The sequence below is a fragment of the Luteococcus sediminum genome (assembly GCF_054783495.1).
On record NZ_BAAGQL010000001.1, the window covers coordinates 124,012 to 150,363 of the forward strand.

General features: G+C 66.9%; 22 protein-coding genes and 2 tRNA genes. 19 read left to right on the forward strand and 5 right to left on the reverse strand.

The features are described from left to right. Nucleotides 1-54: 54 nt before the first annotated feature. From ACYVKA_RS00555 to ACYVKA_RS00565, 3 genes are read right to left on the reverse strand one after another with little or no spacing between them, the layout of a single operon-like run. Nucleotides 55-1,905, reverse strand: coding sequence for a tyrosine-type recombinase/integrase (locus ACYVKA_RS00555; protein ID WP_460702104.1), 1,851 nt, complete (start codon nucleotides 1,903-1,905; stop codon nucleotides 55-57). Continuing rightward, entirely contained in the window at nucleotides 1,902-3,005 is a 1,104-nt protein-coding gene (locus ACYVKA_RS00560; protein WP_460702106.1) for a tyrosine-type recombinase/integrase, read from the reverse strand. The genes ACYVKA_RS00555 and ACYVKA_RS00560 overlap by 4 nt, the downstream gene beginning before the upstream one ends. A 7-nt stretch (nucleotides 3,006-3,012) precedes the next feature. Continuing rightward, the gene (locus tag ACYVKA_RS00565) at nucleotides 3,013-3,336 is read right to left on the reverse strand and encodes a transposase (protein WP_460702108.1); all 324 of its coding nucleotides are present in this window, start codon (nucleotides 3,334-3,336) and stop codon (nucleotides 3,013-3,015) included. 188 nt (nucleotides 3,337-3,524) lie between these two features. Here ACYVKA_RS00565 and ACYVKA_RS00570 point away from each other — a divergent pair, with 188 nt between their 5' ends. From ACYVKA_RS00570 to proB, 7 genes are all read left to right on the forward strand, one after another. After that, a complete protein-coding gene (locus ACYVKA_RS00570) occupies nucleotides 3,525-4,253 on the forward strand; it encodes a TIGR03936 family radical SAM-associated protein (protein ID WP_460702110.1) in 729 nt (242 codons plus the stop codon). A gap of 245 nt (nucleotides 4,254-4,498) precedes the next feature. Next, nucleotides 4,499-7,453, forward strand: a complete 2,955-nt coding sequence (locus ACYVKA_RS00575; RefSeq protein ID WP_460702112.1) for an Rne/Rng family ribonuclease — start codon at nucleotides 4,499-4,501, stop codon at nucleotides 7,451-7,453. Between the two features lie 180 nt (nucleotides 7,454-7,633). Then, entirely contained in the window at nucleotides 7,634-7,942 is a 309-nt protein-coding gene (gene rplU / locus ACYVKA_RS00580; RefSeq protein WP_460702113.1) for a 50S ribosomal protein L21, read from the forward strand. A gap of 10 nt (nucleotides 7,943-7,952) precedes the next feature. Next, nucleotides 7,953-8,219, forward strand: coding sequence for a 50S ribosomal protein L27 (rpmA, locus tag ACYVKA_RS00585; RefSeq protein WP_394275580.1), 267 nt, complete (start codon nucleotides 7,953-7,955; stop codon nucleotides 8,217-8,219). A gap of 139 nt (nucleotides 8,220-8,358) precedes the next feature. After that, nucleotides 8,359-9,711 (forward strand): hypothetical protein, encoded by a 1,353-nt coding sequence (locus ACYVKA_RS00590; RefSeq protein ID WP_460702115.1) that lies wholly within the window; start codon nucleotides 8,359-8,361, stop codon nucleotides 9,709-9,711. A 92-nt stretch (nucleotides 9,712-9,803) separates the two neighbouring features. Next, complete coding sequence (obgE, locus tag ACYVKA_RS00595) at nucleotides 9,804-11,390, forward strand: GTPase ObgE (protein WP_460702117.1); 1,587 nt, start codon at nucleotides 9,804-9,806, stop codon at nucleotides 11,388-11,390. Continuing rightward, nucleotides 11,390-12,505, forward strand: coding sequence for a glutamate 5-kinase (gene proB, locus ACYVKA_RS00600; RefSeq protein WP_460702119.1), 1,116 nt, complete (start codon nucleotides 11,390-11,392; stop codon nucleotides 12,503-12,505). The genes obgE and proB overlap by 1 nt, the downstream gene beginning before the upstream one ends. Before the next feature lie 29 nt (nucleotides 12,506-12,534). Here proB and ACYVKA_RS00605 read toward each other — a convergent pair whose 3' ends face one another. Then, nucleotides 12,535-13,491, reverse strand: coding sequence for a hypothetical protein (locus tag ACYVKA_RS00605; protein ID WP_460702121.1), 957 nt, complete (start codon nucleotides 13,489-13,491; stop codon nucleotides 12,535-12,537). 56 nt (nucleotides 13,492-13,547) lie between these two features. On the opposite strand from ACYVKA_RS00605, the gene ACYVKA_RS00610 reads away from it, so the two are divergent. The 9 genes from ACYVKA_RS00610 to ACYVKA_RS00650 all read left to right on the forward strand — a co-directional run bounded on the left by ACYVKA_RS00610 (nucleotide 13,548) and on the right by ACYVKA_RS00650 (nucleotide 18,440). Continuing rightward, nucleotides 13,548-14,798, forward strand: coding sequence for a glutamate-5-semialdehyde dehydrogenase (locus tag ACYVKA_RS00610; RefSeq protein WP_460702123.1), 1,251 nt, complete (start codon nucleotides 13,548-13,550; stop codon nucleotides 14,796-14,798). 19 nt (nucleotides 14,799-14,817) lie between these two features. After that, nucleotides 14,818-14,940 carry a hypothetical protein gene (locus ACYVKA_RS00615; RefSeq protein WP_394275574.1) on the forward strand — a complete coding sequence of 41 codons (123 nt, stop codon included), beginning with the start codon at nucleotides 14,818-14,820 and terminating at the stop codon, nucleotides 14,938-14,940. A gap of 8 nt (nucleotides 14,941-14,948) precedes the next feature. Then, entirely contained in the window at nucleotides 14,949-15,692 is a 744-nt protein-coding gene (gene nadD / locus ACYVKA_RS00620; RefSeq protein WP_460702125.1) for a nicotinate-nucleotide adenylyltransferase, read from the forward strand. Continuing rightward, nucleotides 15,689-16,063, forward strand: a complete 375-nt coding sequence (gene rsfS / locus ACYVKA_RS00625) for a ribosome silencing factor (protein WP_394275572.1) — start codon at nucleotides 15,689-15,691, stop codon at nucleotides 16,061-16,063. The genes nadD and rsfS overlap by 4 nt, the downstream gene beginning before the upstream one ends. Before the next feature lie 15 nt (nucleotides 16,064-16,078). Further along, complete coding sequence (locus ACYVKA_RS00630) at nucleotides 16,079-16,741, forward strand: histidine phosphatase family protein (RefSeq protein ID WP_460702127.1); 663 nt, start codon at nucleotides 16,079-16,081, stop codon at nucleotides 16,739-16,741. Between the two features lie 49 nt (nucleotides 16,742-16,790). Next, a tRNA-Ala gene (locus ACYVKA_RS00635) sits at nucleotides 16,791-16,863 on the forward strand. 54 nt (nucleotides 16,864-16,917) lie between these two features. Beyond that, nucleotides 16,918-16,990: transfer RNA gene (locus ACYVKA_RS00640), tRNA-Ala, on the forward strand. Between the two features lie 188 nt (nucleotides 16,991-17,178). Beyond that, nucleotides 17,179-17,496 carry a transposase gene (locus ACYVKA_RS00645; RefSeq protein ID WP_460702129.1) on the forward strand — a complete coding sequence of 106 codons (318 nt, stop codon included), beginning with the start codon at nucleotides 17,179-17,181 and terminating at the stop codon, nucleotides 17,494-17,496. 17 nt (nucleotides 17,497-17,513) lie between these two features. Beyond that, nucleotides 17,514-18,440: a transposase gene (locus ACYVKA_RS00650; protein WP_460702131.1), complete on the forward strand. Its 927-nt coding sequence runs from the start codon at nucleotides 17,514-17,516 to the stop codon at nucleotides 18,438-18,440. 610 nt (nucleotides 18,441-19,050) lie between these two features. On the opposite strand, the gene ACYVKA_RS00655 is transcribed toward ACYVKA_RS00650, so the two are convergent. After that, nucleotides 19,051-19,392, reverse strand: a complete 342-nt coding sequence (locus tag ACYVKA_RS00655) for a TetR/AcrR family transcriptional regulator (RefSeq protein WP_460702133.1) — start codon at nucleotides 19,390-19,392, stop codon at nucleotides 19,051-19,053. A 235-nt stretch (nucleotides 19,393-19,627) separates the two neighbouring features. Between ACYVKA_RS00655 and ACYVKA_RS00660 the strand changes: the two genes are divergently transcribed. The 3 genes from ACYVKA_RS00660 (at nucleotide 19,628) to ACYVKA_RS00670 (ending at nucleotide 26,349) form a co-directional block, all read left to right on the forward strand. Next, nucleotides 19,628-19,825, forward strand: coding sequence for a helix-turn-helix domain-containing protein (locus tag ACYVKA_RS00660; protein WP_377784412.1), 198 nt, complete (start codon nucleotides 19,628-19,630; stop codon nucleotides 19,823-19,825). Between the two features lie 81 nt (nucleotides 19,826-19,906). Next, nucleotides 19,907-23,509, forward strand: coding sequence for a helicase-related protein (locus ACYVKA_RS00665; protein ID WP_460702135.1), 3,603 nt, complete (start codon nucleotides 19,907-19,909; stop codon nucleotides 23,507-23,509). After that, nucleotides 23,506-26,349: a DUF1156 domain-containing protein gene (locus tag ACYVKA_RS00670; RefSeq protein WP_460702137.1), complete on the forward strand. Its 2,844-nt coding sequence runs from the start codon at nucleotides 23,506-23,508 to the stop codon at nucleotides 26,347-26,349. Before ACYVKA_RS00665 ends, ACYVKA_RS00670 begins: the two co-directional genes overlap by 4 nt. The last annotated feature ends 3 nt before the right edge of the window (nucleotides 26,350-26,352 follow it).

Below are 26,352 nucleotides of genomic sequence, written 5' to 3' on the forward strand. Positions count from 1 at the left end.
GCTGGGCTGTTCAGCGCGTCCTGCAACAGCTCGTGCTTATGTGGGTGATCGGTGTCAAGCGGTGGCGTGATCGAGGTCTTCGAGGAGGCTGGTGTAGATCTCGGCGCGGCGGGTTTGTCCTTTGGCGCAGGCGTCGTTTCGTTGGGCGATGAGGGTGGGCCGGTGGTGGTGGGTGGTGAAGAACATGGGGCAGGTTTCGCAGATCGTTTCGTAGCGGCAGTCGAGCTCGACGGGTCGGCGGCAGTAGCCGTTGCCCAGCAGGCGTTTGTCGACTTCGGCGTGCAGGGCGGTCATGGCTGGACCGGCGGCCTCGGCGGGCAGGACGGGGATGGCGGGCTCGGTGGCTTGGTAGAGGGCTTCGATCTTGTTGGTGACCTGGAAGTACTGGTCGGCGACGGTGCGGTCACCGATGCGGGCGTAGACCATCGTCATCGACAAGTCGGCGTGGCCGAGCAGCGCGGCGATCGCTTCGAGGCTCATGCCTCGGTTGATGGCTTGGGTGGCCAGGGTGTGTCGCAGCTGGTGGGGGTGGACGTGGCCGATACCGGCGGCGGTGGCAGCTTTCTGGACGGCCTTGTCGACGCGGGTCGGTGGAATGGGCCGTCCGCGTTCGAGCAGGAGCAGGTCGCTGGCCTGCCATGACGGGCGGTGGGCGATCCAGGCGTCGATGAGGGTCCTGAGGGCCGGGTCGAGGGGGATGTAGCGGTCGGTGTGGAGTTTCCCAACCGGGGTGCGCAGCCAGTAGCCGGTGCCGATCTGGACGACGGCGTTGATGCGTAGCCCGAGCAGTTCGCCGCGGCGCATGCCGGTGCGGGCCAGGATCTGGATCATCAACCGGTCGAGCTCGTCGGGTAGCTGGGCGGCGGCGGCCATGAACGCGGCAGCACGGGCATCGTCGAGGAACTTCGGCAGGGGCTTGTCCAAGCGTGGACGGTCTTCCCGGAAGACCAGGGCGCGGGTGGGGACATCGGGATAGTCCCATTCGGTGATGCGGGTGAAGAAGGTGTGCAGGTGACCCATCCGCATGCCCAGTGTGGTCTTCGACAACCCGGGCTGGCCGCGGTAGCCGGGTCGTTGTTCGAGCCAGTCGCGGTAGCCCTCGATGTGGCAGCGGTGCAGGTCGGCGATGCGAGCGGCATCGGGGTGGTGGGCGATGAGGTATCCGGCGAACTGCCGCAGTGTGGTCTCGAACAGCGTCACTGATGAGGGCCGCAGCGAGGCGTGGCATTGCTGCAGGTAGCGGCGCATCGTGGCCGCCATCACGGGAACATGGGTGGTGATCTGTTCCCAGTCGACCTCGGCGGCGCTGCGTGCCGCCCATGGCCGGCGGGTGGCTGGTTTGGGTGCTTGACCGCGGTGGAACATCACCGCGTCGAGGCCGAACAGTGGCGTCGACAACCATCGGGGCGGCGCGCTCGCTCGGGAGGCCATCACGGCTTCGACATAGCTGCTGCGCGCCTGCTGGTAGTCCTGCGAGGTCAGGGCATCAGGGCTGGTTCCGACGATCACGCAGATGCGCGCCAGGTGGGACCACATACGTCGGCTCTGTGCCGTGGTGAAGCCCAGCTCGAGCGCTTGGGTGGCGAATCTGTCGCGCTGCTCGGGGTAGGCGTCAGCGATGTAGATGCCCCAGTGACAGCATGACTGGGAGACGAACTCCGGGGTGACCGGCAGGCTGGTGGCGATGGCAGCGTGCGCTGCGAATGACATCACCTCGGTGCGGACCTGGCGGCGTTGCTCGACGTCGGCGTGGTTCCATCCGTCGAGATCACCGAACAGCCGTCCGAAGCGCTGTGCCGCCAAGCGCCGGCCCTTCGCCGATGCTGAACTGGAAGCAGCCGCAACATAGGAGGCCGTCACCTCATCGAGAGCCGCACTGGTGCTGACAGGGGCAACAGCAGTCATGGGCGTGGCCCTTCGATGATGGGTGGGTAGATGTCGGCCAGGACGTGCATGGCGTCGCGGTACTGGTCAGCGAGCCAGTCGTTGGACAAGTGCAGGTAGATGCGGGTGGTCTCCAGGTTGGCGTGGCCGGCCTGGGCCTGGATCGCCTCCAAGGCCATGCCCGCCTCCCGCAGCCGGGTGAAGCATGTGTGACGCAGCTCATGGCAGGTCGCGTGGCGCAACCCCGCCCGTTGACGGGCCCCAGCAAGGACTTCATCCAGCCCTGCCGCGCTCAGCGGCATGCCGCGGCGGGGCCCCTTCAACACCACGAACACCAGCCCGGTGTCACACCCCGGTGGCCGTTCGGTGGTCAAGTAGGCGGCCAGGTGCGTGAAGAACGCATCGACGACAGGGACGATGCGCTCGTGGCCGCCCTTGCCCTGGTGGACGAACACCCTGCCGTCGCCCAGCTGGATGTCTGTCAGACGCAGGCCCAGGACCTCACAGCGTCGCAGCCCGGCATGCAGCATCAGCGTGACCATCGCCCGGTCTCGCTCGGTGCGCAATGCGCCCATCAACGCGACCGCCTCCCCCGGGGACAGCACCTGCGGCAGCCGTTTCGGAGCCCGGACCAGAGGAGAGCCCCGCAACGACCGTGACCGGGGCGTCATCGACCGTGGAACCGGCTGACGTTCACAGACACCGCGGGTGACCAGATAGTCGAACAACGACGTGACCGTCGCCAGCCGGCGCTTGATGGTCGAAGCCGCCAGGCCTGGCTCGCCGTCGACCAGCCGGACCACGTTGCCGCCGTGGCGAGGTTCACGCTGCTGTTCGATGAAGGCCAACACATCCGCCGTGTCGACCTCGGCCGGGGGTTTGCCCACGATGGTGAAGAAGACCTTCAAGTCGAAGGCCTGCGCCAGCACTGAATTCGGTCGTAGGCGGGCCGCGGTGAACTTCAGGTACTCGTCGGTCCACTGCTCACCCAATCTGGGTGGCTGCCCCTCCACGAAGACCAGCTTCGGCACGAACCCAACCATGACCGGCCCCCAGCCGCTCGACGACACCACCATCGTCACCGCCGCGTCGCCGCGCTGTTCCACCGGGGTCAGGATCACCTACATATCAAGCCGCTTTTCCCATGATCGTCATCACCGCCTCGGCGGTCTCGACCCGCTTGCGCAGCTCTTGGTTCTCCTGCTCCAGGGCCATCAGCCTGGCCCGGTCCTTGTTGTCCATGCGCCACCTCGACAGTTCGGCCTGGGGCCCTAGCCTGCCCTCCCGCTCGGCCTGCAGCCAACGACGCACCGTTGCCTCAGCCAGATCCCAGCGCCGTAACAACGCTGCCCGCTCACCTCGAAGCCCTTCGCCCTGGTGGTACAACCGCAAGAACTCACGCTTCTCGTCATTGGTGAACTGACGTCGCCCCGTGGGCGTCACCACCGGCATCCCGCACCCTCCTCGCACTGAAACTGTCCAACACGAGCCTGACAAAATCCGTCCAGCACGTGCCCAGTGGAACTCCCGCGTGCACAGTGGAACTCCCGCGTGCACAGTGGGGCTGGCGCGGCCATGTCAGCAGTGGCCGATCACCTCGGGAATGAGGCCCAGGAGGCCGGGTTGGCTAGGATCACCGGGTGGCTCGACAGCAACCAGAACAGCAGGCACCTCCGGCACAGTGGCTCCGCGTCCAGTACGCCAAGCGCGGCCCGGCCCGGTTCACCTCCACCCGCGACTTCGGTCGCGCCTTCGAGCGTGCCCTGCGGCGTGCCGAGATCCCGATGGCCTACTCGTCGGGCTTCAACCCGCACCCACGGCTCTCCTATGCCAACGCTTCGCCCACCTCGGCGGCCACCTTCGCCGAGTACCTGGAGATCGGCCTGAAGGAGGAGCGCGATCCCGACCAGGTCTGCAAGGCCCTCGCCGAGGCCATGCCGCCCGGCCTCGAGATCGTCAAGGTCGTGCTCTCCGACCGGCGCGCGCTGGCCGACGTGCTCACCGCCTCGCGCTGGCAGGTGGAGCTCGACCCGGTGGGGGAGGGCGACATCGACGCCGAGGCCCTGCAGCGTGCCGTCGCCACCCTGCAGGAGCGCGACTCCTACGAGGTGAGCCGCATGACCAAGAGCGGTCTGCGCACCTTCGACGTGCGGGCACCGATCCTCGAGATGGCCATCACGGCGCCGCACACCCTGACGCTGCTCATGCGCCACACCATCCCGCTGGTGCGCCCCGACGACGTGGTGCGTGCGTTGCGTGAGCTGGAGCCCTCCCTGGAGGTGCCGCGCCCGGCCATGCTCACCCGGCTGGCCCAGGGCGAGCTGGTCGACGGCCAGCTCCGCGACGCCATGCAGCCCGCCCAGGACTGAACGCTCCCGCGCCACACGGCCCGGCACGGTCGCGATCCCGACCGTGCCGGGCCGTGGTGTGTCATACTGGCAGGCAGGTAAGCAGTCACGATGACTGCTCACTCGGACTGGTGAGCACTGCCAACCGCGACGATCATCTCGACCGCGGGGCTGGGCCGGCCGGTCCGACATCCGCCAGCTTTTCAGTCGCCGCCCTTGAGGTTCGCGACTGACCAACCGCACCCAAGTGGTGCCGAGGAGCGCACATGCTCGAAGATTCATCCCTTGTGCCAGAAGACTCCACGATGGGGCAGGACGCGGCGCAGGAGTCCCTGCCGCAGGAGCCCCAGGAGTCGGCCCCCGTCGAGGCAGTCGAGAAGCCGAAGCGTCGTCGCTCGGCGAGCCGGGCTGCCGGCGCCCCCAAGCAGGTCGAGGTCGTCGCGGAGGTGCCGCAGACCCGCGCTGCCGGCAATGCCTCGGTCGTCGTCCCCGACGAGAATGACCAGCCGGCCGAGAAGCCTAAGCGTCGCCGCGCGACCCGCCAGGCCGGTGCCGCCGCGCCCGTGCAGCCCGCCGCCGAGGTCCCCCAGACCCGACCCGCCTTCGAGGTGGCTCCCGAGGAGGCCACGACCGCGCCGGTCTTCGAGGAGCAGTCTTCGCCTCAGGCGTCCGCACTGGATGAGCCCGGATCGGACGAGTCCGTGCAGGACGAGGAAGCACCGGCCGAGGAGCCTCAGCCCGAGTCGGAGCCGGTCGAGGACGAGCCCGCCGAGGCCCCCGCCCCGACCGAGAAGCCCGCCCGCGCTCGCCGCAGCCGCAGCCGTCGGACCAAGGACGAGCCGAGCGAGGCCGTCGCCGAGGCTCCCGAGCTGCCCGCCGCACCTCAGGAGCCCGCCTCCCAGCAGGAACAGCAGGCGCAGGGCACCGACCAGCTCGATGCCGCCCTGGCCGCGGCCACCGAGGCCGCCGCGAAGCGTCCTCGTCGTGCCCGCAAGGTGGCCGGGACCCTGGCCAATCCCTTCATGACGCCCACCACTCCCGTCGGTGAGGACGGCGAGGTCGACGCCAAGGCGGTGCTGGACTCGCTCGCCGCCTCGATCGCTCGCGGGGATTCCCCCGAGTCCGAAGCCTTGGCTGCCGACCCCGAGGACCTCGACGAGGCCATCGAGGACGACGAGCAGGAGCAGGCTGTCGCTGACCAGGCCCACCATGGCCCGGAGCAGGACGAGCACGAGCAGGACGACCAGGACGAGGATTCCGACGAGAACGACTCCGACGACTCTGAGGGTTCTGACGAGTCCGACGACTCCGGGGAGGTGGGCTCGCGTCGTCGTCGCCGCCGCCGTGGGGGTCGTCGTCGTCGTCGCTCCAGCGACCAGGACAGCGAGACCAATGACCAGGCCGACGACGGCCAGGAGGATCGCGACGATTCGGAGGACGAGTCCTCCGATGACGAGGACGGCCAGGACGATTCCGGACAGTCCTCCTCCAGCGGCTCGCGTCGCCGTCGCCGTTCCCGTTCGGGCCGCCACCGCAGCTCCAGCGACGATGATGACCAGAACGGCTCCGACCAGGGCTCGGACGATTCCGATGACCACGATGACTCGGATGACTCCGACCAGTCGGGTGACGGCACGCGTCGTCGTCGCCGTCGCCGCCGTCGCCGTGGTGAGGACGCTGGTGGCACCGATGACGATCCCAGTGATGTCGTCGTGCGCGTCCGTGAGCCGCGTCGGATTCGCACTGCCGCCCAGGCCGCGGACGAGGTGACCGGCATCGACGGTTCCACCCGCATGGAGGCCAAGAAGCAGCGTCGTCGTGAGGGTCGCGCCGCTGGCCGTCGCCGCGTGCCGATCCTGTCCGAGGCCGAGTTCCTGGCACGCCGCGAGTCGGTGAACCGTCGCATGGTCATCCGCCAGGGCGAGGACTACACCCAGCTGGCCGTGCTCGAGGACGACATCCTGGTGGAGCACTACGTCGACCGTGCCTCGGCCACCAGCCTCATCGGCAATGTCTACCTGGGCCGCGTCCAGAACGTGCTGCCCAGCATGGAGGCCGCCTTCATCGACATCGGTCGCGGCCGCAATGCCGTGCTCTACGCCGGCGAGGTCGACTGGGCACAGTTCGGCGCCGCGGGTGAGCACAAGAAGGTCGAGCAGGTCCTCAAGAGCGGCCAGACGATCCTGGTGCAGGTCTCCAAGGACCCGGTCGGCGCCAAGGGTGCCCGACTCACCGGCCACATCTCGCTGCCGGGCCGCTATGTCGTCTACTCGCCCGGCGGTCACCTGTCGGGCATCAGCCGCAAGCTCGCAGACTCAGAGCGCCACCGCCTCAAGGAGATCCTCGGTGACGTCGTGGACGACAACTCCTCTGTCATCGTGCGCACGGCTGCGGAAGGTGCCAGCGAGGAGGAGCTCCTCCGTGATGTGAACCGCCTCAAGGCACAGTGGGAGATCATCGAGAAGAAGGCCAAGCAGGGAAGCGCCCCGCAGCAGCTCTACGCCGAGCCCGACCTGACGGTGCGCATCGTGCGTGACCTGTTCACCGAGGACTTCAGCGAGCTGGTCGTGGCCGGCAATGGCGGGCCCGAGGACGCCTACGAGACGATCAACGGCTACGTGACCCACGTCGCCCCGCACCTGGCCGGGCGCCTCACCAAGTGGGAGACCGAGGCCCAGGGCGATCCCTTCGCCAAGTACAAGATCGACGAGCAGATCGCCAAGGCCCTGGAGCGCAAGGTCTTCCTGCCCTCGGGCGGCTCGCTGGTGATCGACCGCACGGAGGCCATGACGGTCATCGACGTCAACACCGGCAAGTTCACCGGCAGCGGCGGCAACCTGGAGGCCACCGTCACCAGCAACAACCTGGAGGCGGCCGAGGAGGTCGTGCGCCAGCTGCGGCTGCGTGACATCGGGGGCATCATCGTGGTCGACTTCATCGACATGGTGCTGCCCAGCAACCGCGAGCTGTTGCTGCGTCGCCTGGTCGAGTGCCTGGGCCGTGACCGGACCCGCCACCAGGTGGCCGAGGTCACCAGCCTTGGCCTGGTGCAGATGACCCGCAAGAAGATCGGCACCGGATTGGCCGAGGCCTTCACCGAGGAGTGCGAGGGCTGCGGCGGCCGGGGCTATGTTCGCCACGACCATCCGGTCGAGAGCCAGTCGCCCGCCGACGGCGGGGAACGCAACCACGGTGGACGTCGCGGTCGTCGAGGCCACTGATCCACCTGGCCGGCCGCCAGTTTGACCCTGTGCCAGACGCACCGGTAGAGTTGGCGGTCGGTCCGGGTTGTCGGCGTGGTTCACCACAGCTGTTCGCGCCAGGCACCCACCGCAAGTCTTTCAGCCGATCCCAGGTTGGCTGGATTTTTTCTCCATGACATCGAAGAGAGTAGGTCAGGCGTGTACGCGATCGTGCGCAGTGGCGGCCGCCAGCACAAGGTTGCCGTTGGCGACATTGTCGAGATCGACAAGGGTTCGGCCAAGGTTGGCGACAGCGTTGAGCTGGCTCCGATCCTTCTGGTCGACGGCGAGTCCGTCACCTCTGACAAGGCCGCCCTCGACAAGGCTTCGGTCAAGGCCGAGGTGCTGGGCGAGACCAAGGGTCCCAAGATCCGCATCATGAAGTACAAGAACAAGACCGGTTACAAGAAGCGCCAGGGGCATCGTCAGCAGTACACCCAGGTCAAGATCACCGGTATCCAGGGCTGAGGAGGCTGACATGGCACACAAGAAGGGCGCATCGTCCTCGAAGAATGGTCGCGACTCGAACGCTCAGCGCCTCGGCGTGAAGCGCTTCGGTGGCGAGCTCGTCAACGCCGGCGAGATCATCGTCCGCCAGCGTGGCACCCACTTCCACCCGGGCAATGGTGTCGGTCGCGGTGGCGACGACACCCTGTTCGCCCTCGTCGGTGGCAACGTGGAGTTCGGCACCCGCCGCGGTCGCAAGGTCGTCAACATCCTGCCCTCCGAGGTTGCAGCGAGCTGACGCTCCCCGCGGAGCAATCCGCACTGATCCATCTGCCGAGGGGCGGTCCCACAGGGACCGTCCCTCGCAGCATGCCCGCACCCCCTGGCCCAGCACGTAGCCTTGGGGCGTCGAGGCCGTCGCCGGGAAGGAGCGCAGGGTGCGTCGCAGCAGGGCAGTGGCAGCAGCAACCGTCACCACCGTCGCGGTGGCAGGGGTTGGTCTGGCCGTCGCCGACCCCTTGGGCCTGCGTGATCGTCCCGCCCCGAGCGCGGCCGACGTGTTGCCCGAGGGCGTCGCCTCTTTTGTCGAGGTGGACCTTGAGCCCGAGTTGGCCCAGCAGATCCAGATGGCCGACTTCGCCCGTCACGTCCCCGGGCTCGCCTCGCGGCTGCCCGGGATGGCGGGTGGTGACGTGAAGCAGCACCTGGCGACAGCAATCGTCCGGCAGGCCGGCTGCCGCGACGTGGACTACGCACGCCAGCTGGAGCCGTGGCTGGGGGAGCGTGTGGCACTCGCCCAGCTGGACGACCAGACCCGGGTCCTTGCGGTCCAGGCGACGGACGAGCCCGCTGCCCGACGGGGGCTCCCTGCCCTGCTGTCCTGTGCCGGCTGGTCCAGCGGTCAGGTCCTCTACTCCGACGGCTACCTGGTGGCATCCAACACAGCCGGGGGAGCGGGCGAGGCGCTGTCCATGGCGACCCGCGGCGTCCTGTCGTCGAATGCCTCCTACGAGTCCGACACCAGACGGCTCGGCCCGCGTGGTGTGGTCACGGCCTGGGCCTGGGGTGGTTTGGCCGCTGAGGCGCTGCAGCGGACGGACGCGTCCAGCGGGGCAGCGACGCTGCGCTTCGCCGACGGTGCGCTCGAGGCCAAGGTGGTGGCGCGCTCGCGCCAGGACCTGCCCACCAGCACCTCGCACCCCAAGGTGGCCGACCTGCCCGCCGACACCAGCGTCGCGGTGGGAATCAGCGACGGCGCCAAGCGGGCGGACTGGCTCTGGGAGTCACTCGAGCGGCTGGGCGTGCGCGGGGACCTCCAGCGAGCAGCCACCGAGCGTGGCCTCGACCTGCCGCAGGACCTCGACCTGCTGCTGGGCAAGGACTCCCGCTACGCGCAAGCGCCTGGCGGGGCGGGGGAGTCACTGACCGTCACGGGAGACCGCGAGGGGCTGCAGCGGCTGGTCTCCGGTGGCCAGCTGGACAAGGACGGCATCGCGGTGCATGCCGACAAGGACGACACCATCCTCACCGCCGACACCGATCGAGCGCATGAGCTCTCCGATCCCGACGTGACGCTGGAGGAGTACGGGGACTTCCGTGCGGCCGTCGCCAGGCCAGACCATTCGCAGCTGACCTTCTTCGTCGACCGGGACGGGATCGAGCGGCTGCTCCTGCCGCGCCTGGGTGCACAACAGCGCGCGGAGTTCGTCGACGTGAAGGCCGTCGGGCTCAACACCCATGTGGAGGACGACGACTACCAGGTGGCCGTCGGACGGGTCGTCGTCGGCTGACCGCTGACCCACAGGCTCGACAGGTACACTTGGGTGGCTCATGCCCTGTCCATCGGGGCAAGAGCACTCCAACTCTGCAAGAAGGATCCACCATGGCCATTCCCTCCTTCGTCGACCGCGTGACGCTCACCGTCATTGCCGGAAAGGGCGGACACGGCTGCGCATCCGTCCATCGCGAGAAGTTCAAGCCGCTGGGCGGCCCCGACGGCGGCAACGGTGGTGACGGCGGCGGCGTCGTGCTGCGCGTCGACCCCCAGGTGACCACCCTGGTCGAGTACCATCGCCAGAGCGTGCGCAAGGCCAGCAATGGCCAGCCCGGCTCGGGTGACCACAAGAACGGTTCCTGCGGCGAGGACATCGTGCTCGGCGTGCCCGAGGGCACCATCGTCACCGATGCCGAGACCGGCGAGGTGCTCGCCGACCTCACTGGCGACAACATCGAGGCGACCGTCGCGGCCGGTGGCCGTGGCGGCCTGGGCAATGCAGCCCTGGCCAGTTCCTCGCGCAAGGCGCCCGGCTTCGCCCTGCTGGGCGAGGAGGGCGAGGAGCGCAAGATCATGCTCGAGCTCAAGGTGGTCGCCGACGTCGGCCTGGTGGGCTTCCCGAGCGCCGGCAAGAGCTCGCTGATTGCCGCGATCAGCCGCGCCCGGCCCAAGATCGCCGACTACCCCTTCACCACCCTCATCCCGAACCTGGGCGTGGTCGTCGCCGGCGACATCACCTACACCGTCGCCGACGTCCCCGGCCTGATCGAGGGCGCCAGCATGGGCAAGGGCCTGGGCTTCGACTTCCTGCGCCACATCGAGCGGTGCCAGGCAATCGTGCACGTCGTCGACTGTGCCACCTTCGAGCCGGGCCGTGACCCGCTGAGCGACCTCGACGTCATCGAGGGTGAGCTGGCCGCCCACGGCGGTCTCGAGGACCGTCCCCGTCTGGTGGCGCTCAACAAGGTGGACATCCCCGACGCCGCCGAGATCGCCGAGATGGTCAAGGCCGATGTCGAGGCGCGCGGGTGGAAGACCTTCGTCATCTCCACCAAATCGGGCGAGGGACTCAACGGCCTGGTCTTCGCGATGGCCCAGCTGGTGGCCGAGCGTCGCGCGACGCTGCCCGAGCCCGCCCCCCGCAAGATCGTGATCCGCCCCAAGGCCGTCGCCCAGGCCGAGCCCTTCACCATCAAGAAGATGGGCGACGGCATGGGCGGCTTCGTCTGGCGTGTGCGCGGCGAGAAGCCGGAGCGCTGGGTCAAGCAGACCGACTTCAACAATGGAGAGGCCGTCGGCTACCTGGCCGACCGTCTGAACCGTCTGGGGATCGAGGACAAGCTGCTGGAGATCGGTGCGCGTCCCGGCGACGGCGTCGCCATTGGTGCCGGCGACGACCCGGTGGTCTTCGACTTCGCGCCGCAGGTGGAGACGGGCGCGGAACTGCTCAGCCGTCGTGGGGAGGACCAGCGCCTCGAGAACGAGCGTCCGGCCGCGGCCAGGCGGCGTGAGCGGGATGCCGAGTACCAGGAGCGTCGTGGCGGCCTGCACCGTGATGCCTGGCGCAGCGTCAACGCCGCCACTGACGGCTTCTACGACGGCAGCGACTTCGACTCCGACGACAACGGGTTCGAGACCGACTATGCAGCCACGGGGGAGTCGACGGCCGACGACGCGGACCAGCAGGAGGACTGATGCGCGAGGCCATGCGAGGGGCCCAGCGCGTGGTGGTGAAGGTGGGCTCGTCCTCCCTGACCACCGCCGAGGGTGGCATCGACCCCGACCGAATCCAGCGACTGGTCGATGCCCTGGTGGACGTGCGGGCGCGTGGCACGCAGGTCGTCCTGATCAGCTCGGGCGCCATCGCCGCCGGCCTGGCCCCGCTCGGTCTCACGCACCGCCCCCGTGACCTGGCCACCCAACAGGCCGCCGCCTCGGTGGGCCAAGGGCTGTTGATGCACGAGTACACCCAGCGCTTCGGCCAGCACGGCCTGCGGGTCGGGCAGGTGCTGCTCACCGTCGACGACCTGACCCGCATGAACACCTACCGCAATGCCCGCCGCACGCTGGAGACCCTGCTGCGCCACCAGGCGGTGCCGATCGTCAACGAGAACGACACCGTGGCCACCCACGAGATCACCTTCGGTGACAATGACCGTCTGGCTGCCCTGGTGGCCCAGCAGGTGCGCGCCGACGCCCTGGTGCTGCTCAGCGATGTCGACGGCCTCTACACCGCGCACCCCGACGATCCGGGATCGCAGCGCATCGTCGAGGTCAGCGACGTTGACCTGCTGGAGGTGGACACCCACAAGTCCGGCACGTCGATCGGCAGTGGTGGGATGACCACCAAACTGCAGGCGGCCCGGATCGCCTCTGGTGCGGGGATTCCCGTTGTGCTGGCGCGCGCCGACCAGGCCAGGCCCGCATTGGCTGGGGAGGATGTCGGAACGGTTTTCGCAGCCGTCGGCCGGCCTCGGCCGCGCCGCCTGCTGTGGCTGGCCCATGCCACCAGTGCCAGGGGCCGGCTGCTGCTCGACGAGGGCGCGGTGGCGGCCGTCACCCAGCGCAAGGCCTCCCTGCTCGCGGCAGGGGTCACGGCCGTCGAAGGGGATTTCGTGGCCGGCGACCCGGTCGACCTGGTTTCACCGGTGGGCAAGGTGGTGGCCCGTGGCCTGGTCGGTTTCAGCAGCCACGAGCTGCCTGAGATGCTCGGACGCCACAGCCAGGAGCTCGCCGAGCACCTGGGAGCCCAGTTCGAGCGGGAGGTGGTGCACCGCGACGTGCTCGCGGTGCTGCGCCGTCCTCGCTGACCGTTGCACTGCGACCCGTCCTGCGCGACTCAGGAGGGCAGTAGTGTGCCGACACCAGCGGCTTCGGCAGCTGATGCCACGTGGCCGGCGATCACCAGGTCGCTGCTGCCATTGCCCAGGTTCTGGCCCAGCAACCTGCCGGTGCCGCGGGGCTGGCTCAGGGCCGTGCCGGTGAAGTCCGAGGGCAGTGGGTAGTCCGGCGAGAGTTTCGTGGGGGCGAGTGCACGGAACTGTTCCACGTCGTCACTGACGAGCCGGGCCGTGCGGGCCAGGTCCGGCCCGATGCAGCTGGCGTAGTCCAGCGGCAGGAGGAGTGCTTCCGGTCTCACCAGGTCGGGGTCGAGGCGGGTCCCCTCCAGTCCGATGGACAGTCCTGTGACCAGCACCGACGAGGCGGCCACGGCATCTTCGCGGTCCGTGGCCATGCGGGGGCGCAGCGTGGACAAGGTCTTGGCGGCCCAGTCGGAGAGTTCGTCGAGTGCCTCGGGGCGACGCCCCCAGACCAGCACGTCGGTGAACCCCAGCGCGTCCAGGACCGCCAGGTGTGAGCGTGCCTGCTCGCCGGTGCCGAGGAAGCAGACGGTCTCGTCACGACGCGCGAGGGCGTCCAGACAGGCACCGGTGACGGCAGCGGTGCGCAGCGCGGTCAGGGCACCGGCCTGCATGATGCAGCGCAGCGCACCGGTCCCGGCGTCGACGAGGAAGAGCAGGCCCTGGGCGGTGGCGAGGCCACGGCCCGGGTTGTCGGGGACGATGGAGACCCACTTGGCCCCCACGAGTCCCTCCTCGAGGATCGCGGCGGGCATGGCATTGGCGAAGCCGGCGCCGGCCAGCTGGATGGTCGGCTTGGGTGGCACCTGGGCCGTACCATCGGCGCGCGCGAGCAGTGCCCGGCGGGCCAGCGCCACTGCGATGAGCGGATCGGGCAGCAGGTGCTCCACCTGGGCTTCGCTGAGGAAGCGTGCGGGGACAGTGTCGTGGCGCATGTCCACCACACTGTCCAAGCCCAGAGGTGCCTGTCCAGCCCGACTAGGATCCCCGCATGAGCCACAGCGACTTCCACGACCAGGCCCGCGCGGCACGCGAGGCCGCGCACGTCCTGGCCGGCCTCACCCGATCCCGCAAGGACCAGGCGCTGCATGCGATGGCCGCGGCCCTGCTGGCCGCCCAGGACGAGGTGCTCGACGCCAATGCCGCCGACCTCGAACGTGCCAAGGCTGCTGGCACGGCGCAGTCGATGCTCGACCGGCTGGCACTGGACCCTGCCCGACTCGAGGCGATGGCGCGTGGGCTGCAGGACCTGGCGGCGCTGGCCGACCCGATCGGTGAGACGCTGCGCGGTTTCTCCACCCCGGACGGGCTGCAGATCAGCCAGGTGCGGGTGCCGCTCGGAGTGGTGGGCATCATCTATGAGGCGCGCCCCAATGTCACCGCGGATGCTGCCGGCATCTGCCTCAAGAGCGGCAATGCGGCCCTGCTGCGGGGCTCATCCTCGGCGCTGGAGTCCAACCGGGCGGTCGTGGCGGCCCTGCGCAACGGGCTGGAGCAGGTTGGCCTGGACCCGAACACCGTCAACCTGGTGGAGGGGGGCCGTGAGGTGACCGGTGAGATGATGACCGCCCGCGGGCTGGTCGACGTCCTCATCCCCCGCGGCGGGGCCGGCCTGATCGAGGCGGTCGTCACCGGTTCGACGGTGCCCGTGATCGAGACCGGCACCGGCAACTGCCACCTGTTCGTCGACGTGGATGCCGACCAGGACATGGCCCTGCGGATCATGCTCAATGCCAAGACCCAGCGCCCCAGCGTGTGCAATGCGCTCGAGACGGTGCTGGTGCACCGCGAGGTGGCCGAGACCTTCGTCCCGCGCATGGTCCAAGCCCTCAACGCTGCCGGGGTCACCGTGCACGGCGACGAGTCCGTCACCTGTCTGGAGCCGGCCGTGGTGCCCGCCGAGCCGGGGGAGTACGACGCCGAATACCTCTCGCTCGACCTCGCGGCCCGCGCCGTTGCCGACGTGGACGAGGCCGTCGACCACATCCGGACGCACAGCTCCGGGCACTCCGAGACGATCATCACGGGCAACCTTGTCACCGCAGACCGGTTCGTCTCCACGGTCGACGCGGCTGCCGTCCTGGTCAATGCCTCCAGCCGCTTCGTCGACGGTGGCGAGTTCGGATTCGGGGCCGAGATCGGCATCTCCACCCAGAAGCTGCACGCCCGCGGGCCGATGGCGCTGGCAGAGATGACCTCCACCAAGTACGTCGTGCGAGGACAGGGGCATGTGAGGGCCTGAGTCCGCTAGGCTTCTGCCCATGTCCATGGTTCTGCTTGAAAGCTCCCTGCCCACGTGGATCGCTGGCGCGGTCGCGATGGTGATGTTCCTGGTGGCCCTCGCCTTCCTGTTGAATGTGGGCGGCAATCGCCCCCACTGCTGATCAGCCGCGTGGCTGACGAGACCTTCGGCATCGCCCATGCGCCCACCGGTCGACGGTGGCGGCTGGGGGTGATGGGCGGCACCTTCGACCCGATCCATCACGGTCACCTGGTGGCCGCCAGCGAGGTCGCTGCTCGTTTCGGGCTCGACGAGGTGGTCTTCGTGCCCACGGGCGTGCCGTGGCAGAAGAAGGGCCGGGAGGTCTCCATGGCGGAGGACCGGTACCTGATGACGGTGATCGCCACCGCCTCCAATCCACAGTTCAGCGTGTCCCGGGTGGACATCGACCGCCCTGGCGACACCGTGACGGTTGACACCTTGCGCGACCTTCGCCGGCTGCGCGGCGACCAGGTGGACCTGTTCTTCATCACCGGCGCTGATGCCCTGGCCAAGATCCTCACCTGGCGTGGTGTCGACGAGCTGTTCACGCTGGCGCACTTCATCGGCGTGAGCCGTCCAGGCGTGGCCCTGGGCGAGGAAGACATCTCCCACCTGCCCGATGACAAGGTCACCCTGCTGGAGGTCCCCGCGATGGCGATCAGCTCCACCGACTGCCGCAAGCGTATCGGCGAGGGGCTTCCCATCTGGTACCTGGTGCCCGACGGCATCGTGCAGTACATCGTCAAGCGTGGTCTCTACGCAGCGGCGCAGGCCCGGCCCGAGCCCATCGACACCGGTGCCACCCCCGACGAGCTCGGCGAGCGCGCCGCTCGTGAGATCGAACGACTGAAGAAGGACGAGGAGCCCGCGTGAGCGCAACCGACCAGGCCATCAGCACCGCAAGGATCGCCGCCCAGGCGGCGGCGGACAAGCTCGGCAGTGACATCGTCGCCTTCGACGTGAGCGAGCAGCTGGCCATCACCGACATCTTCCTGGTGGCCAGTGCCCCCAATGAGCGCCAGGTGGGCGCCATCGTCGACGGTGTCGAGGAGAAGTTGCTGGAGCAGCAGGTGAGGCCGACCCGCCGCGAGGGCGACCGGGAGAACCGGTGGGTGCTCCTGGACTACCTCGACGTGGTGGTGCACGTGCAGCACACCGAGGAGCGTGAGCTCTACTCACTGGAACGGTTGTGGAAGGACTGCCCCCGGATTGACCTCGACCTCGACCAGCCCGAGCAGGACTGAGCAGGACTGAGCAGGGTGACCTCGAGCATCGTGCACGACACCGGGCCGGTCACCCGGCTCGTGCTGCTGCGCCACGGACAGACCGACTGGAATGTCGAGGGTCGCTTCCAGGGCCAGCTCGACGTGGGCATGAACCAGACGGGCCGGGAGCAGGCTGCCCTCGCCGCGCCGCAGGTGGCGCAGCTGGCGCCCGGGGTGATCTACTCCTCTGACCTTCAGCGGGCACGTGAGACCGCCGAGACGGTGGGGCAGTTGTTCGCGCTCCCGGTGGGGCTGGACGAGCGGCTGCGCGAGATCAACGTGGGCAGCTGGGGTGGCCTGACCGGCGCCGAGATGGCCGAGCGCGACCCGTCCTTCGCCGAGGCCCTGCGGGAGGGGCGCGACTTTCGCCGTTCGAGCGAAGGGGAGACCTCGCACGAGGTCGGCCTGCGGATGCGCGCTGCCCTTGAGGAACTTGCCGGTCGCCATGAGGGCAGCACCGTGCTGGTGGCCTCCCACGGCCTGGCCATCCGGATGGCCACGGGCTACCTGTTGGGATGGGACTTCGCGCACAGCTGGCAGCTCGGGCCGGTCTCCAATTGTGGCTGGTCGGTGCTGGTGCGGGGCGCTGGTCGCCCGTGGCGGCTGGAGGCCTACAACCGGGTGGCCCAAGTTGCGCCACCCGTTGTGGGAGTGTAAAGTTTCACCAGTCGTCAGGCACCGGAAGGTGCCAAATCGACTCCCATCTGGGGCTATGGCGCAGTTGGTAGCGCGCTTCCATGGCATGGAAGAGGCCAGGGGTTCGAATCCCCTTAGCTCCACTGAGTACCTCGGTACTCGAAGCACGACCGGCAGCACCCAAGAGCAAGACCTTTGGGGCTATGGCGCAGTTGGTAGCGCGCTTCCATGGCATGGAAGAGGCCAGGGGTTCGAATCCCCTTAGCTCCACGTAAGATGAGAAAATCGAAACTTGCCCCGCCTGATGGCGGGGCAGTTTTGTTTCTGCGGTGACGTGCGCCGGGGCGTCGATGCTGGTGTGGGCGAGGACGCTGGCGGTGGTCTGGTCCCGCGTCAAGCTTTCTGGCAGGCCGGTTATGAGGGCATGATCGGCGTCTAGAGACCAGGAGGACCCGATCATGGGACGACCACCGGTGTTCAGCCCGGAGACCAAGACCCGGATCGTGTTGAGCGTGCTGTCCGGCGAGGTGTCGGTGGCCGAAGCAGCGCGCAAGGAGAAGGTCTCCGAGCAGTCGATCGGTCGATGGAAGGCCGAGTTCCTCGAAGCAGGCAAGACCGCACTGGCGGCCGGAAAGTCCGGCCCGTCAACCCGCGAAGCCCAACTCGAGGCCCAGGTCGAAGACCTCACCCTCGCGCTCGGCGAAGCAGCAGTCGAACTGCGTGTCTGGAAGAAGAGCGCGGAGGGCCGCCTGGGCCCTTCGAAGACCTCGAAGTAATCCAAATCGACGAGGGAATGTCGACCGCGAGGTTCTGCGAACTGCTCGACATTCCCGAACGAACGTGGCGACGCTGGCAAGCCAGGGCCCGCGCCGGACAACCGGTCAAAGGTCCCTGGCCGGCCCCATCACGTGACCAGCACCGGGAAGCTGTGGTCGCGATGGCCAGCAAGCATTCCGCCTGGGGACACCGCAAGATCTGGGCCATGGTCCGTCACGACGGCCACCTCGTCTCGCCGTCGACGGTGTTGCGGATCATGGCCGACGAAGACCTCCTGCTCCGTTCTGACTACCAGAAACAGCGCCGCGAACTCGCCAAGCAACGCAAGGCCGCCTTCGCCGCGCCACCCACGAGGCCGAACCAGGTCTGGCAGTTCGACTTCAGTGAGTACGAGACCACCGGCGGCGGGACCTGGCGAGTCGCCGGTGTTGCGGACTACTACTCGAAGTACGAGTTCGGCTGGCACTGGTCACCCACCGCGAACCAGCACGACGCCATCGCCGGGGTCCAACTCGCCCTAGCGGAGGCAGAAGCCATGCTCGACGGCATCACGCTCATCGACCACCTGACCGACCCCGACACAGGTGAGATCGTCCCGATCACGCTGGTCACCGACAACGGCGGCCCATTCCGGTCGTTCCGCTTCGAGCACTTCATCACCGCGCACCCGGAGCTGCGTCATGTCCGGACCCGTGTCCGCACACCCGGCCAGAACGGCGTCCGCGAACGCGCCTTCCAGAGCCTGAAGTACGAGCGGCTCTACCGCGAGCAGATCGACGATGCGCTCGACCTGGTCCGTGAGGCCGATGCCTACCGGGCCGAGTTCAACACCGTCCGACCCCACGAGGCCCTGGCCTGGAACCGACCGTCAGAGGTCCACCGCGGTCTGGCCGACCCGACCATCCCCAACTTTCCCGAGCCCGAAATCCTGCCAACTACTTGACGCGGGACGAGTGGTCATGGTGGGCCTCCTTGCCGAGCTTCTATGTCGTAGACGACGGTCCGTGAGATTCCCCGCCAGCACTTTCGCTGCGGGTGCGGGGATCAAGCTCAGTCGGCAGCGGGCATCCGAACGGGTCAGGTTCGCCATTGAGATAGGCACGATGTCGGGCCTCAGCGATCCCCAACACTCAGTCAACCAGCTTGCTCACATCAGGCGCATCTCGCCTCATCACCTGAAGCCGTAAACACTGATCTCTCGTCCCCATGCCAAGTAGGTGCGCAGCACCTCCCAGAACGCAGGCGACGTGTCGAATTACTGCCCTCCACGGGACCTCTGCTTCAGCTGCCACGCGTCTTGCACATCGAGGACCGTGCTAGTACGTATGGAATTGTGGTGACGCCAGCCTACCTGCCTCTGGGTCGCTACGGCAGGGCGGGCTTCGGCAGCTGCAGTAAGCCCCGCCCCACCGCTGCCGTGAACAACCCCTCGGCCAGAGCATCGAACTCTGGCGCGAGCAGCTGCGCAGCTGCGTCAGCAGCCTCTGGATCGTCGCCGGGCTGATCGGCGCGGAGCTTGGTGATATCGCGGTACGGATGTCGTCGCACCAGCCTTATGTGGCGGTTGCGAGCGACTCGGTCGCTCCGGCGACGGGGTCGGCCAGCAGTCTGACCAACGCCTGTCCTTCCTTACGAGCGAACAGCCGATCCAGCGCGGCCACAATGCACGCCCGAACCTGCTCCGGCTCAGCGCTCACAGGCGTGATGTTGCCGTCGAGGAACGCGACCGCGTGGCCGCGCATGTGACTGATCGCATCCAGCGCCAGGTCTTCCTTGCCCCGGTAGTGGTGGTACATGCTCCCGTGTCCGACCCCGGAGCGCTGCTGGATCATCTGCGGACTCGTCGCCTCGAACCCGCGCTCAGCCAGCAGCGACGAGCTTCTGCTTCGAGTCATACGCCGGACGCCGTGGACCCCGCCCCTTCTCCATCGCAGACCTCCTTGGGATGCACATCCGCTATCCCATACAAAGTAGTACGGCGGGCTGCGGGTGGCGCAGTCCTGGACTTCTGCCAGCCACGGGCATGTCCACGCCACACTGTGTCGGGTCTTTCCGTGTAGACCGGAGCTACCCCGAGTAGGATCGGATCAACCCGTTCATACCCGGTCGATCCCACCCTGGAGGACTTGAGTGCCTGAGCCTTGGCTGTCTGCGGACGACATCGCCGCTCACCTCGGGGTCACCAAAGACACCGTCTACACCTGGATCGCCGAGAAGGACATGCCAGCTCACAAGGTCGGACGCCTCTGGAAGTTCCAAGCCAGCGAGATCGACGAGTGGGTGCGCCGAGGCGGTGCTGCTGCACGCGACGACACGGAACCCGACTGAGTAGAACGACTCTGGCCCGGCAGGAATGTCGGAACCCGAACGTATCCTGGTCGACTGCCCTGAAACTGGAAGGAGGTGCCCGTGAGTGAGACGACCGAGACACCCGTGAGTCTCGCGACGCTGCGCGCTGGGCAGCGCCTCCGCGGCCTGGTGCCGGGGCAGACGGTCACCCTAATCGCCATCGACCCTATCGACGCCGAGCTGTTCGAGGTCTTCTACCGTGACGATTCCGGTCGCAGTGGTGCCCGCGCGATCACTGACGCCGATGCGGCGCGCTTCGAGATCGCGGGCGACTTCGACTCTGCTCCGGCCTACGATGCAGACCCGGATGAGTTCCGGCTCGCGGCCGAGGCGCTGCGGATCAAGTATGCGGCGCTGTACGACCCGATGGCCGCGGTCAACAGCTCGGACGTCGACCCGTTGCCGCACCAGATTCGCGCGGTCTATGAGGAGCTCCTGCCACGCATCCCGTTGCGGTTCCTGCTCGCTGACGATCCTGGCGCAGGCAAGACGATCATGGCCGGGCTGTACCTCAAGGAGTTGATCCTGCGTTCGGACTGCGAGCGCGCGATCATCGTCGCTCCCGGCGGGCTGGTCGAGCAGTGGCGCGAGGAACTCAGCCAAAAGTTCGACCTGCGTTTCGAGGTCTTCAGCCGCCAGATGGTCGATGACGCGCAGGGTCGCAACGTCTTCGCCGAGCACCCGTTCCTGATCGCTCGCATGGACCAGCTCTCCCGCAGCGAGGACCTGACCGAGCAGCTCGCCGAGGTCACCTGGGATGTCGCCGTCGTTGACGAGGCCCATCGCATGTCGGCCCACTACTCCTCGTGGGCGGGCGAGGTCGATGAGACCAAGCGATTCAAGCTCGGCCGCCTGCTGTCAGAGACCGCGCACAACTTCCTGCTGATGACCGCGACCCCGCACGCAGGTAAGGAAGAGGACTTCCAGCTGTTCATGTCGTTGCTGGATCGCGACCGCTTTGAAGGCCAGTACCGGCAAGGCGTCCACCGCACCGACACCCACGGTCTGATGCGCCGCATGGTGAAGGAAGACCTGCTCACTTTCGAGGGCAAGCCGCTGTTCCCCGAACGCAAGGCCTATACCGTCGAGTACGAGCTGAGTCCCGCCGAGCGAGACCTCTACGAACAGGTCACCGACTACGTCCGCACCGAGATGGGACGGGCCGAGCGGATCGCCCAGGCCGGTGACAAGAAGCGCGGCAACAACGTCGGATTCGCCCTCACTGTGCTGCAACGCCGTCTGGCATCCAGCCCCGAGGCGATCCTGCGATCCCTGGAACGACGCCAGCAGCGGCTCGACACGAAGCTGCGCGACATGCAGCGCATCACCGACGACGCCCGATTCAGCACGTCGATCTCCTCGCACATCGACGAATGGACCACCAGCAAGACCACGCTCAACTTCGGAAGCGACGCACTGCCCGCGTTCTCGGTCGATGACTTCGAGGAGTTCGACGAGGAGACCACCGACGACGAACGCGCCCAGTTCGAGGAACAGGCCGACCAAGTGGTGGACCTGGCGACCGCAGCCCAGACCATCCCCGAGCTGCGTGCCGAGATCGCAATCCTCGAAGAACTCATCAGAGTCGCGAGGCGAGTCCAGCTTCAGGATGACGACAAGAAGTGGGTGCAGCTGCGCACCATCCTCGACGAGCAGCTCCTGACCCACGACGGCTCCGGCGACACCCGAAAGATCATCATCTTCACCGAGCACCGCGACACGCTCGACTACCTGCAAGCCAAGATCACCGCCCAGTTCGGGCGCGCGGATTCGGTCATCACAATCCATGGCGGCACCCGCCGCGAGGACCGCAAACTCGCCCGCGAACGCTTCACCCACAACCCCGACACCGTGGTCCTGCTCGCCACGGACGCAGCCGGTGAGGGGCTGAACCTTCAGCGCGCGCACCTGATGGTGAACTACGACCTGCCGTGGAACCCGAACCGTATCGAGCAGCGCTTCGGCCGCATCCACCGCATCGGCCAGCGCGAGGTCTGCCACCTGTGGAACATGGTCGCCAAAGACACCCGCGAGGGCGACGTGTTCACACGGCTGCTGGCGAAGATCGACCAGATGTCGATCGCCTACAACGGCAACCTGTTCAACGTGCTCGGCGACGCTGACGCCTTCCAAGAGCGCTCGCTGCGCGACCTGTTGATCGAGGCGATCCGCTACGGTGACCAGCCCCAGACCAAGGCCAAGCTCGACCGCATCATCGACGCCGGCGTCTCCCACGGCCTGGACGAGATGCTGGCCGAGCGTGCGCTCCACCCCGAGATGTTCTCCGCGCTCAACCTCGACGAGGTCCGAGCACGGATGGAGAAGGCGCGCGAACGGCGCCTCCAGCCCGGCTACACCGCCGCATTCTTCATCCCCGCGTTCGAGCGACTCGGCGGGCGCATCCGCAAGCGCGAGAAGGGCCGCTACGAGATCACCCGCGTCCCGGCCCGCTTGATCGACACCGCGCGCCGACTCAACAGGTGGGCACCCGTCGCTGAACAGTACGAGCGCATCACCTTCGAACTCGCACGCATGCACCCCGACGGACTCGCCGACGCCTCCCTCATCGCGCCCGGCCACCCGCTGCTCCACGCCGTGATCGAAGCCACCATCGACGACCTCGGCCCCACCCTCAAGCAAGGCACAGTGCTGGTCGACCGCCGTACCAAGCAGACAGAAGCGCCGATGCTGATGTTCAGTGTCGAGCAGCGTATCGAGAACACCGCAACAGACGCAGACACCGTCTCTCACCACTTCGACTACCCGCTCCTCGAACAAGACGGCACCGTCACCGTCTCCGCAGCACCGCCCTACCTCGACTACGACCGACCCGAACCCGGCGAGACTGATGCGATCACCGAGATCGTCAGCGGCGACTGGGCACGGCAGAACCACGAGAAGATCGTGCGAGCCTGGGCCTACCGCGAAGGGCTCCAGCCCCGCATGGACGAGATCAAGACCCGCCTCGATATCGAGACCGCGCGCACCCGGGCACAGGTCAAGGATCGACTGCTCGCCGAGATCAACCACTGGGACCGCGAACACAACCGACTCGAAGCACTCGAACGCGCAGGTACCGTCGGCAGACTCCGCGCCGAGACCGCGCTCATCCGCGCACGGCAACTCGATGACCGCTTGAACCACCGACTCGAACAACTCAACGAGGCAACCAACCTTGTCGCTGTACCCGCAGTGATCCGGGGTGCAGCACTCGTCATCCCGAGCAACATCCTCACCGCCGCCGAGGCCGAGCCTGAAGCTCAGACTTTCGCGCGGCAGACCGAGGAGGTTGAGCGTCGCGCTGTTGAATCCGTGCTGGCCGCCGAGCGTGCGCTCGGACGCGAACCGGTCGAGATGCCGCGCAACAACCCTGGCTACGACATTCGGTCCACCGATCAGAGTGGTTTCGTCCACTACATCGAGGTCAAGGGCCGAATCGAAGGCTCAGACACCTTCACGATCACCACGAACGAGATCACCTTCGCCCAGACACAGGGAGATCGCCACCGGCTCGCCCTGGTCGAGGTATCGACCAGTGGCGCCGTGCACGATCAACTGCGCTACGTGGGCGACGCTTTCACCCACCTCAAACCCTCCGCCACCACCCGTTCCTACAACGAGGTCTGGCGCGACTACTGGGAACGCGGAGGACCACCGCGATGACCCACGCCATCGACAACCAGACCAACGCCAGCGAGAGAAGCATAGTGACAGACGCACCCAAGAAGAAGCTCATCGAGGTCTCGCTACCGCTGAACGCCATCAACGAGGCCGCGCAGCACGAGAAGTCCGTGCCTCGTAAAGGACACCCCGCGACGATGCATCTGTACTGGGCACCGAGACCGCTTGCGGCGGCCAGGGCAGTGCTGTTTGCGCAGTTGGTTGATGATCCTTCTTCTCGCCCCGAGGAGTTTCCAACGTCCGAGGAGCAGGATGCTGAAAGAGCGCGCCTGCATGCTCTCCTCGCTGAGCTGGCGAAGTGGGAGAACTCGAACAACGAGCCGTTACTGGAACAAGCACGACACGAGATTCAACGATCCACGCCAGACCGTGAGCTTCGGTTTCTCGACCCTTTTGCAGGCGGAGGCGCGATACCTCTAGAAGCCCAACGACTCGGCCTGGAAACCTTCGCATCCGACTTGAACCCCGTAGCGGTCCTCAAGACCCGCGGGCTGCTGGAGATTCCAACACGGTTCGCAGATCAACCACCTGTCCATCCAGACGCCGAGGCACTCTCCGTTGCCTGGGCTGATGCATCGGGTCTCGCGGAAGATGTCCGAAAGTATGGCGCCTGGCTCAGGGACGAGGCCTTCGCTCAGGTCGGAGACAGATACCCGAAGGTTGTAGCTCCAGGTGGAACGGAGCATACGGTCATTGCGTGGCTTTGGGCCCGCACCGTACGGAGCCCGAACCCATTCAATCCGATCGAGACGCCGTTGGTGCGTTCGTGGTGGCTGAGCAAGAAGAAGGGCAAGGAAGCCTGGATCGAAGCAAAAGTCGTGAATGGAGTCGTCAAGTACACGATTCGCCACGACAAGTACGGACCGAGCAAAGATGACGACGGCACGATGCGGCGCGGCAATGCCATTGCCCTGGGCGACGGCACCGTGATCGACAATGACTACATTCGCGCAGAGGCAAAGGCCGGTCGTCTAGGTGTGCACCTGATCGCGATCGTCGCGGAGGGCCAGCGGCGCCGACTCTATATCGAACCAAGCCAAGAGCACATCGCAGCTGCACTCGTTGACCGACCCGCTGACGTCCCCGACCAGTTGATCCCCACTCGCAATCATGACGTCGATCGTCTGCCGATGTACGGCATGCCGACCTGGGCGGACGCCTTCACTAACCGTCAACTCCTGGCTCTTACGACTATCAGTGACCTCATCGCCGATGCTCGTGACAAGGTCATCGAGGATGCGATCGCCCAAGGTATGTCTGAAGGTGAGAGCTTTGAGTCCGGCGGGCGTGGAGCGGTTGCGTACGGGGACGCCGTCGCGACCTATCTCGCCTTCGCCCTTAGCAAACTATCTGACTGGTCGTCTTCGATTTGTAGTTGGATATCCGGAATCGAAGGCGTGCGAGATACGTTCGCCCGCCAAGCTCTTCCGATGGTCTGGGATTACGTCGAGATCAACCCGTTCTCGAACTCAGTCGGTCACTTCTATACGCATGTGGACTGGGTGGCGGCTGGCGTCGCAGCCATGCCAATGGGAGTCAGCTCGGCGGCGGGTCGCGTCAAGCAGGCAGATGCGGCCACCCGTGACTACGCCGGCTACGTTGTGAGCACTGACCCGCCGTATTACGACAACATCGGCTACTCCGACCTCTCAGACTTCTTCTACGTATGGCTCCGTCGGTCGCTGGGTGATGTCCACCCAGATGTTTTGGGAACTCTCCTCACACCGAAGGATGGCGAACTAGTGGCGAACCCGAATCGCCACGGTGGTCGTGATGGGGCAGAGAAGTTCTTTGTCCAAGGGTTCAATCAAGTTTTCCGGCGCATCCGCGAGGGAGCGGAGCTAGGTATCCCCATGACCGTCTATTACGCGTACAAGCAGCAGGACACCCGCGACACGGGAACCTCCTCGACTGGCTGGCACACGCTCTTGAGTGGGCTTATCGAATCAGGATGGGAAGTCAACGCAACATGGCCAATGCGTAGCGAGCGCAGTGGCCGCATGGTGAGCGTGGGAACGAACGCCCTTGCCTCATCGATTCTCTTGGCCTGTCGCCCGCGCGCGGCAACCGCGAGCGCGACGACGCGACGCGCGTTTGTCGCTGCACTGAAGTCGGAGTTGCCCGAGGCGCTGCGAACCCTTATCCAGGGTTCCATCGCGCCAGTCGATTTGGCACAAGCCGCTATTGGCCCTGGAATCGCGGTCTTTTCCCGATTCTCGCGTGTCCGTGAAGCTGATGGCTCAGATATGAGCGTGAAGGATGCGCTCTTGTTGATCAACTCCACTCTGGATGAAGTACTCGGTGAGCAGGAGTCCGACTTCGACCCAGATACTCGGTTCGCGGTGAAATGGTACCGGCAGTACGGATGGGGCCAAGAGAACTCAGGAATCGCGGATCAACTCGCAAGGTCTTCGGATACGTCCATCGGGGCGCTTGAGCGCGGTGGCATCTTCGAGGCGAAGGGCGGTAGGGCGCGCCTGCTAGCACCTGGTCAACTCGAAGGCGTCTGGGACCCAGCAGCCGACGAGCGCGTCAGTGTGTGGGAGGCCACAGTTCGTCTTGCCGCCGTGATGGCGAAGGACGGTGCCGACAAGGTGGCGGAGCTGCTGCCATCAGTTCAGACGCGGGTGAACCTGGATGCGGTGAAGGAGCTGGGCTTCCTGCTGTTCCATGAGGCAGAGAAGAAGAAGGACACGAAGGACGCGATCTTGTTCAACGGTCTGGTGAGTGCCTGGGGCGACGTGAACGAGCAGGCACGGAAGTTTGCTGCGACGCCGCGCTCGTCCCAGCAGGAGTTCGACTTCGACGAGGACGAGGATTAGGAG

What these genes read in the sequence shown, in the direction of transcription:
- ACYVKA_RS00650 (WP_460702131.1), top strand. Translation starts at nt 17,514, where the DNA reads ATGTCGACCGCGAGGTTCTGCGAACTGCTCGACATTCCCGAACGAACG.
- ACYVKA_RS00605 (WP_460702121.1), bottom strand. Translation starts at nt 13,491, where the DNA reads ATGCGCCACGACACTGTCCCCGCACGCTTCCTCAGCGAAGCCCAGGTG.
- rpmA (WP_394275580.1), top strand. Translation starts at nt 7,953, where the DNA reads ATGGCACACAAGAAGGGCGCATCGTCCTCGAAGAATGGTCGCGACTCG.
- ACYVKA_RS00610 (WP_460702123.1), top strand. Translation starts at nt 13,548, where the DNA reads ATGAGCCACAGCGACTTCCACGACCAGGCCCGCGCGGCACGCGAGGCC.
- ACYVKA_RS00575 (WP_460702112.1), top strand. Translation starts at nt 4,499, where the DNA reads ATGCTCGAAGATTCATCCCTTGTGCCAGAAGACTCCACGATGGGGCAG.
- ACYVKA_RS00670 (WP_460702137.1), top strand. Translation starts at nt 23,506, where the DNA reads ATGACCCACGCCATCGACAACCAGACCAACGCCAGCGAGAGAAGCATA.
- ACYVKA_RS00565 (WP_460702108.1), bottom strand. Translation starts at nt 3,336, where the DNA reads ATGCCGGTGGTGACGCCCACGGGGCGACGTCAGTTCACCAATGACGAG.
- obgE (WP_460702117.1), top strand. Translation starts at nt 9,804, where the DNA reads ATGGCCATTCCCTCCTTCGTCGACCGCGTGACGCTCACCGTCATTGCC.
- ACYVKA_RS00615 (WP_394275574.1), top strand. Translation starts at nt 14,818, where the DNA reads ATGTCCATGGTTCTGCTTGAAAGCTCCCTGCCCACGTGGATCGCTGGC.
- ACYVKA_RS00555 (WP_460702104.1), bottom strand. Translation starts at nt 1,905, where the DNA reads ATGACTGCTGTTGCCCCTGTCAGCACCAGTGCGGCTCTCGATGAGGTG.
- ACYVKA_RS00655 (WP_460702133.1), bottom strand. Translation starts at nt 19,392, where the DNA reads ATGACTCGAAGCAGAAGCTCGTCGCTGCTGGCTGAGCGCGGGTTCGAG.
- proB (WP_460702119.1), top strand. Translation starts at nt 11,390, where the DNA reads ATGCGCGAGGCCATGCGAGGGGCCCAGCGCGTGGTGGTGAAGGTGGGC.
- ACYVKA_RS00645 (WP_460702129.1), top strand. Translation starts at nt 17,179, where the DNA reads ATGGGACGACCACCGGTGTTCAGCCCGGAGACCAAGACCCGGATCGTG.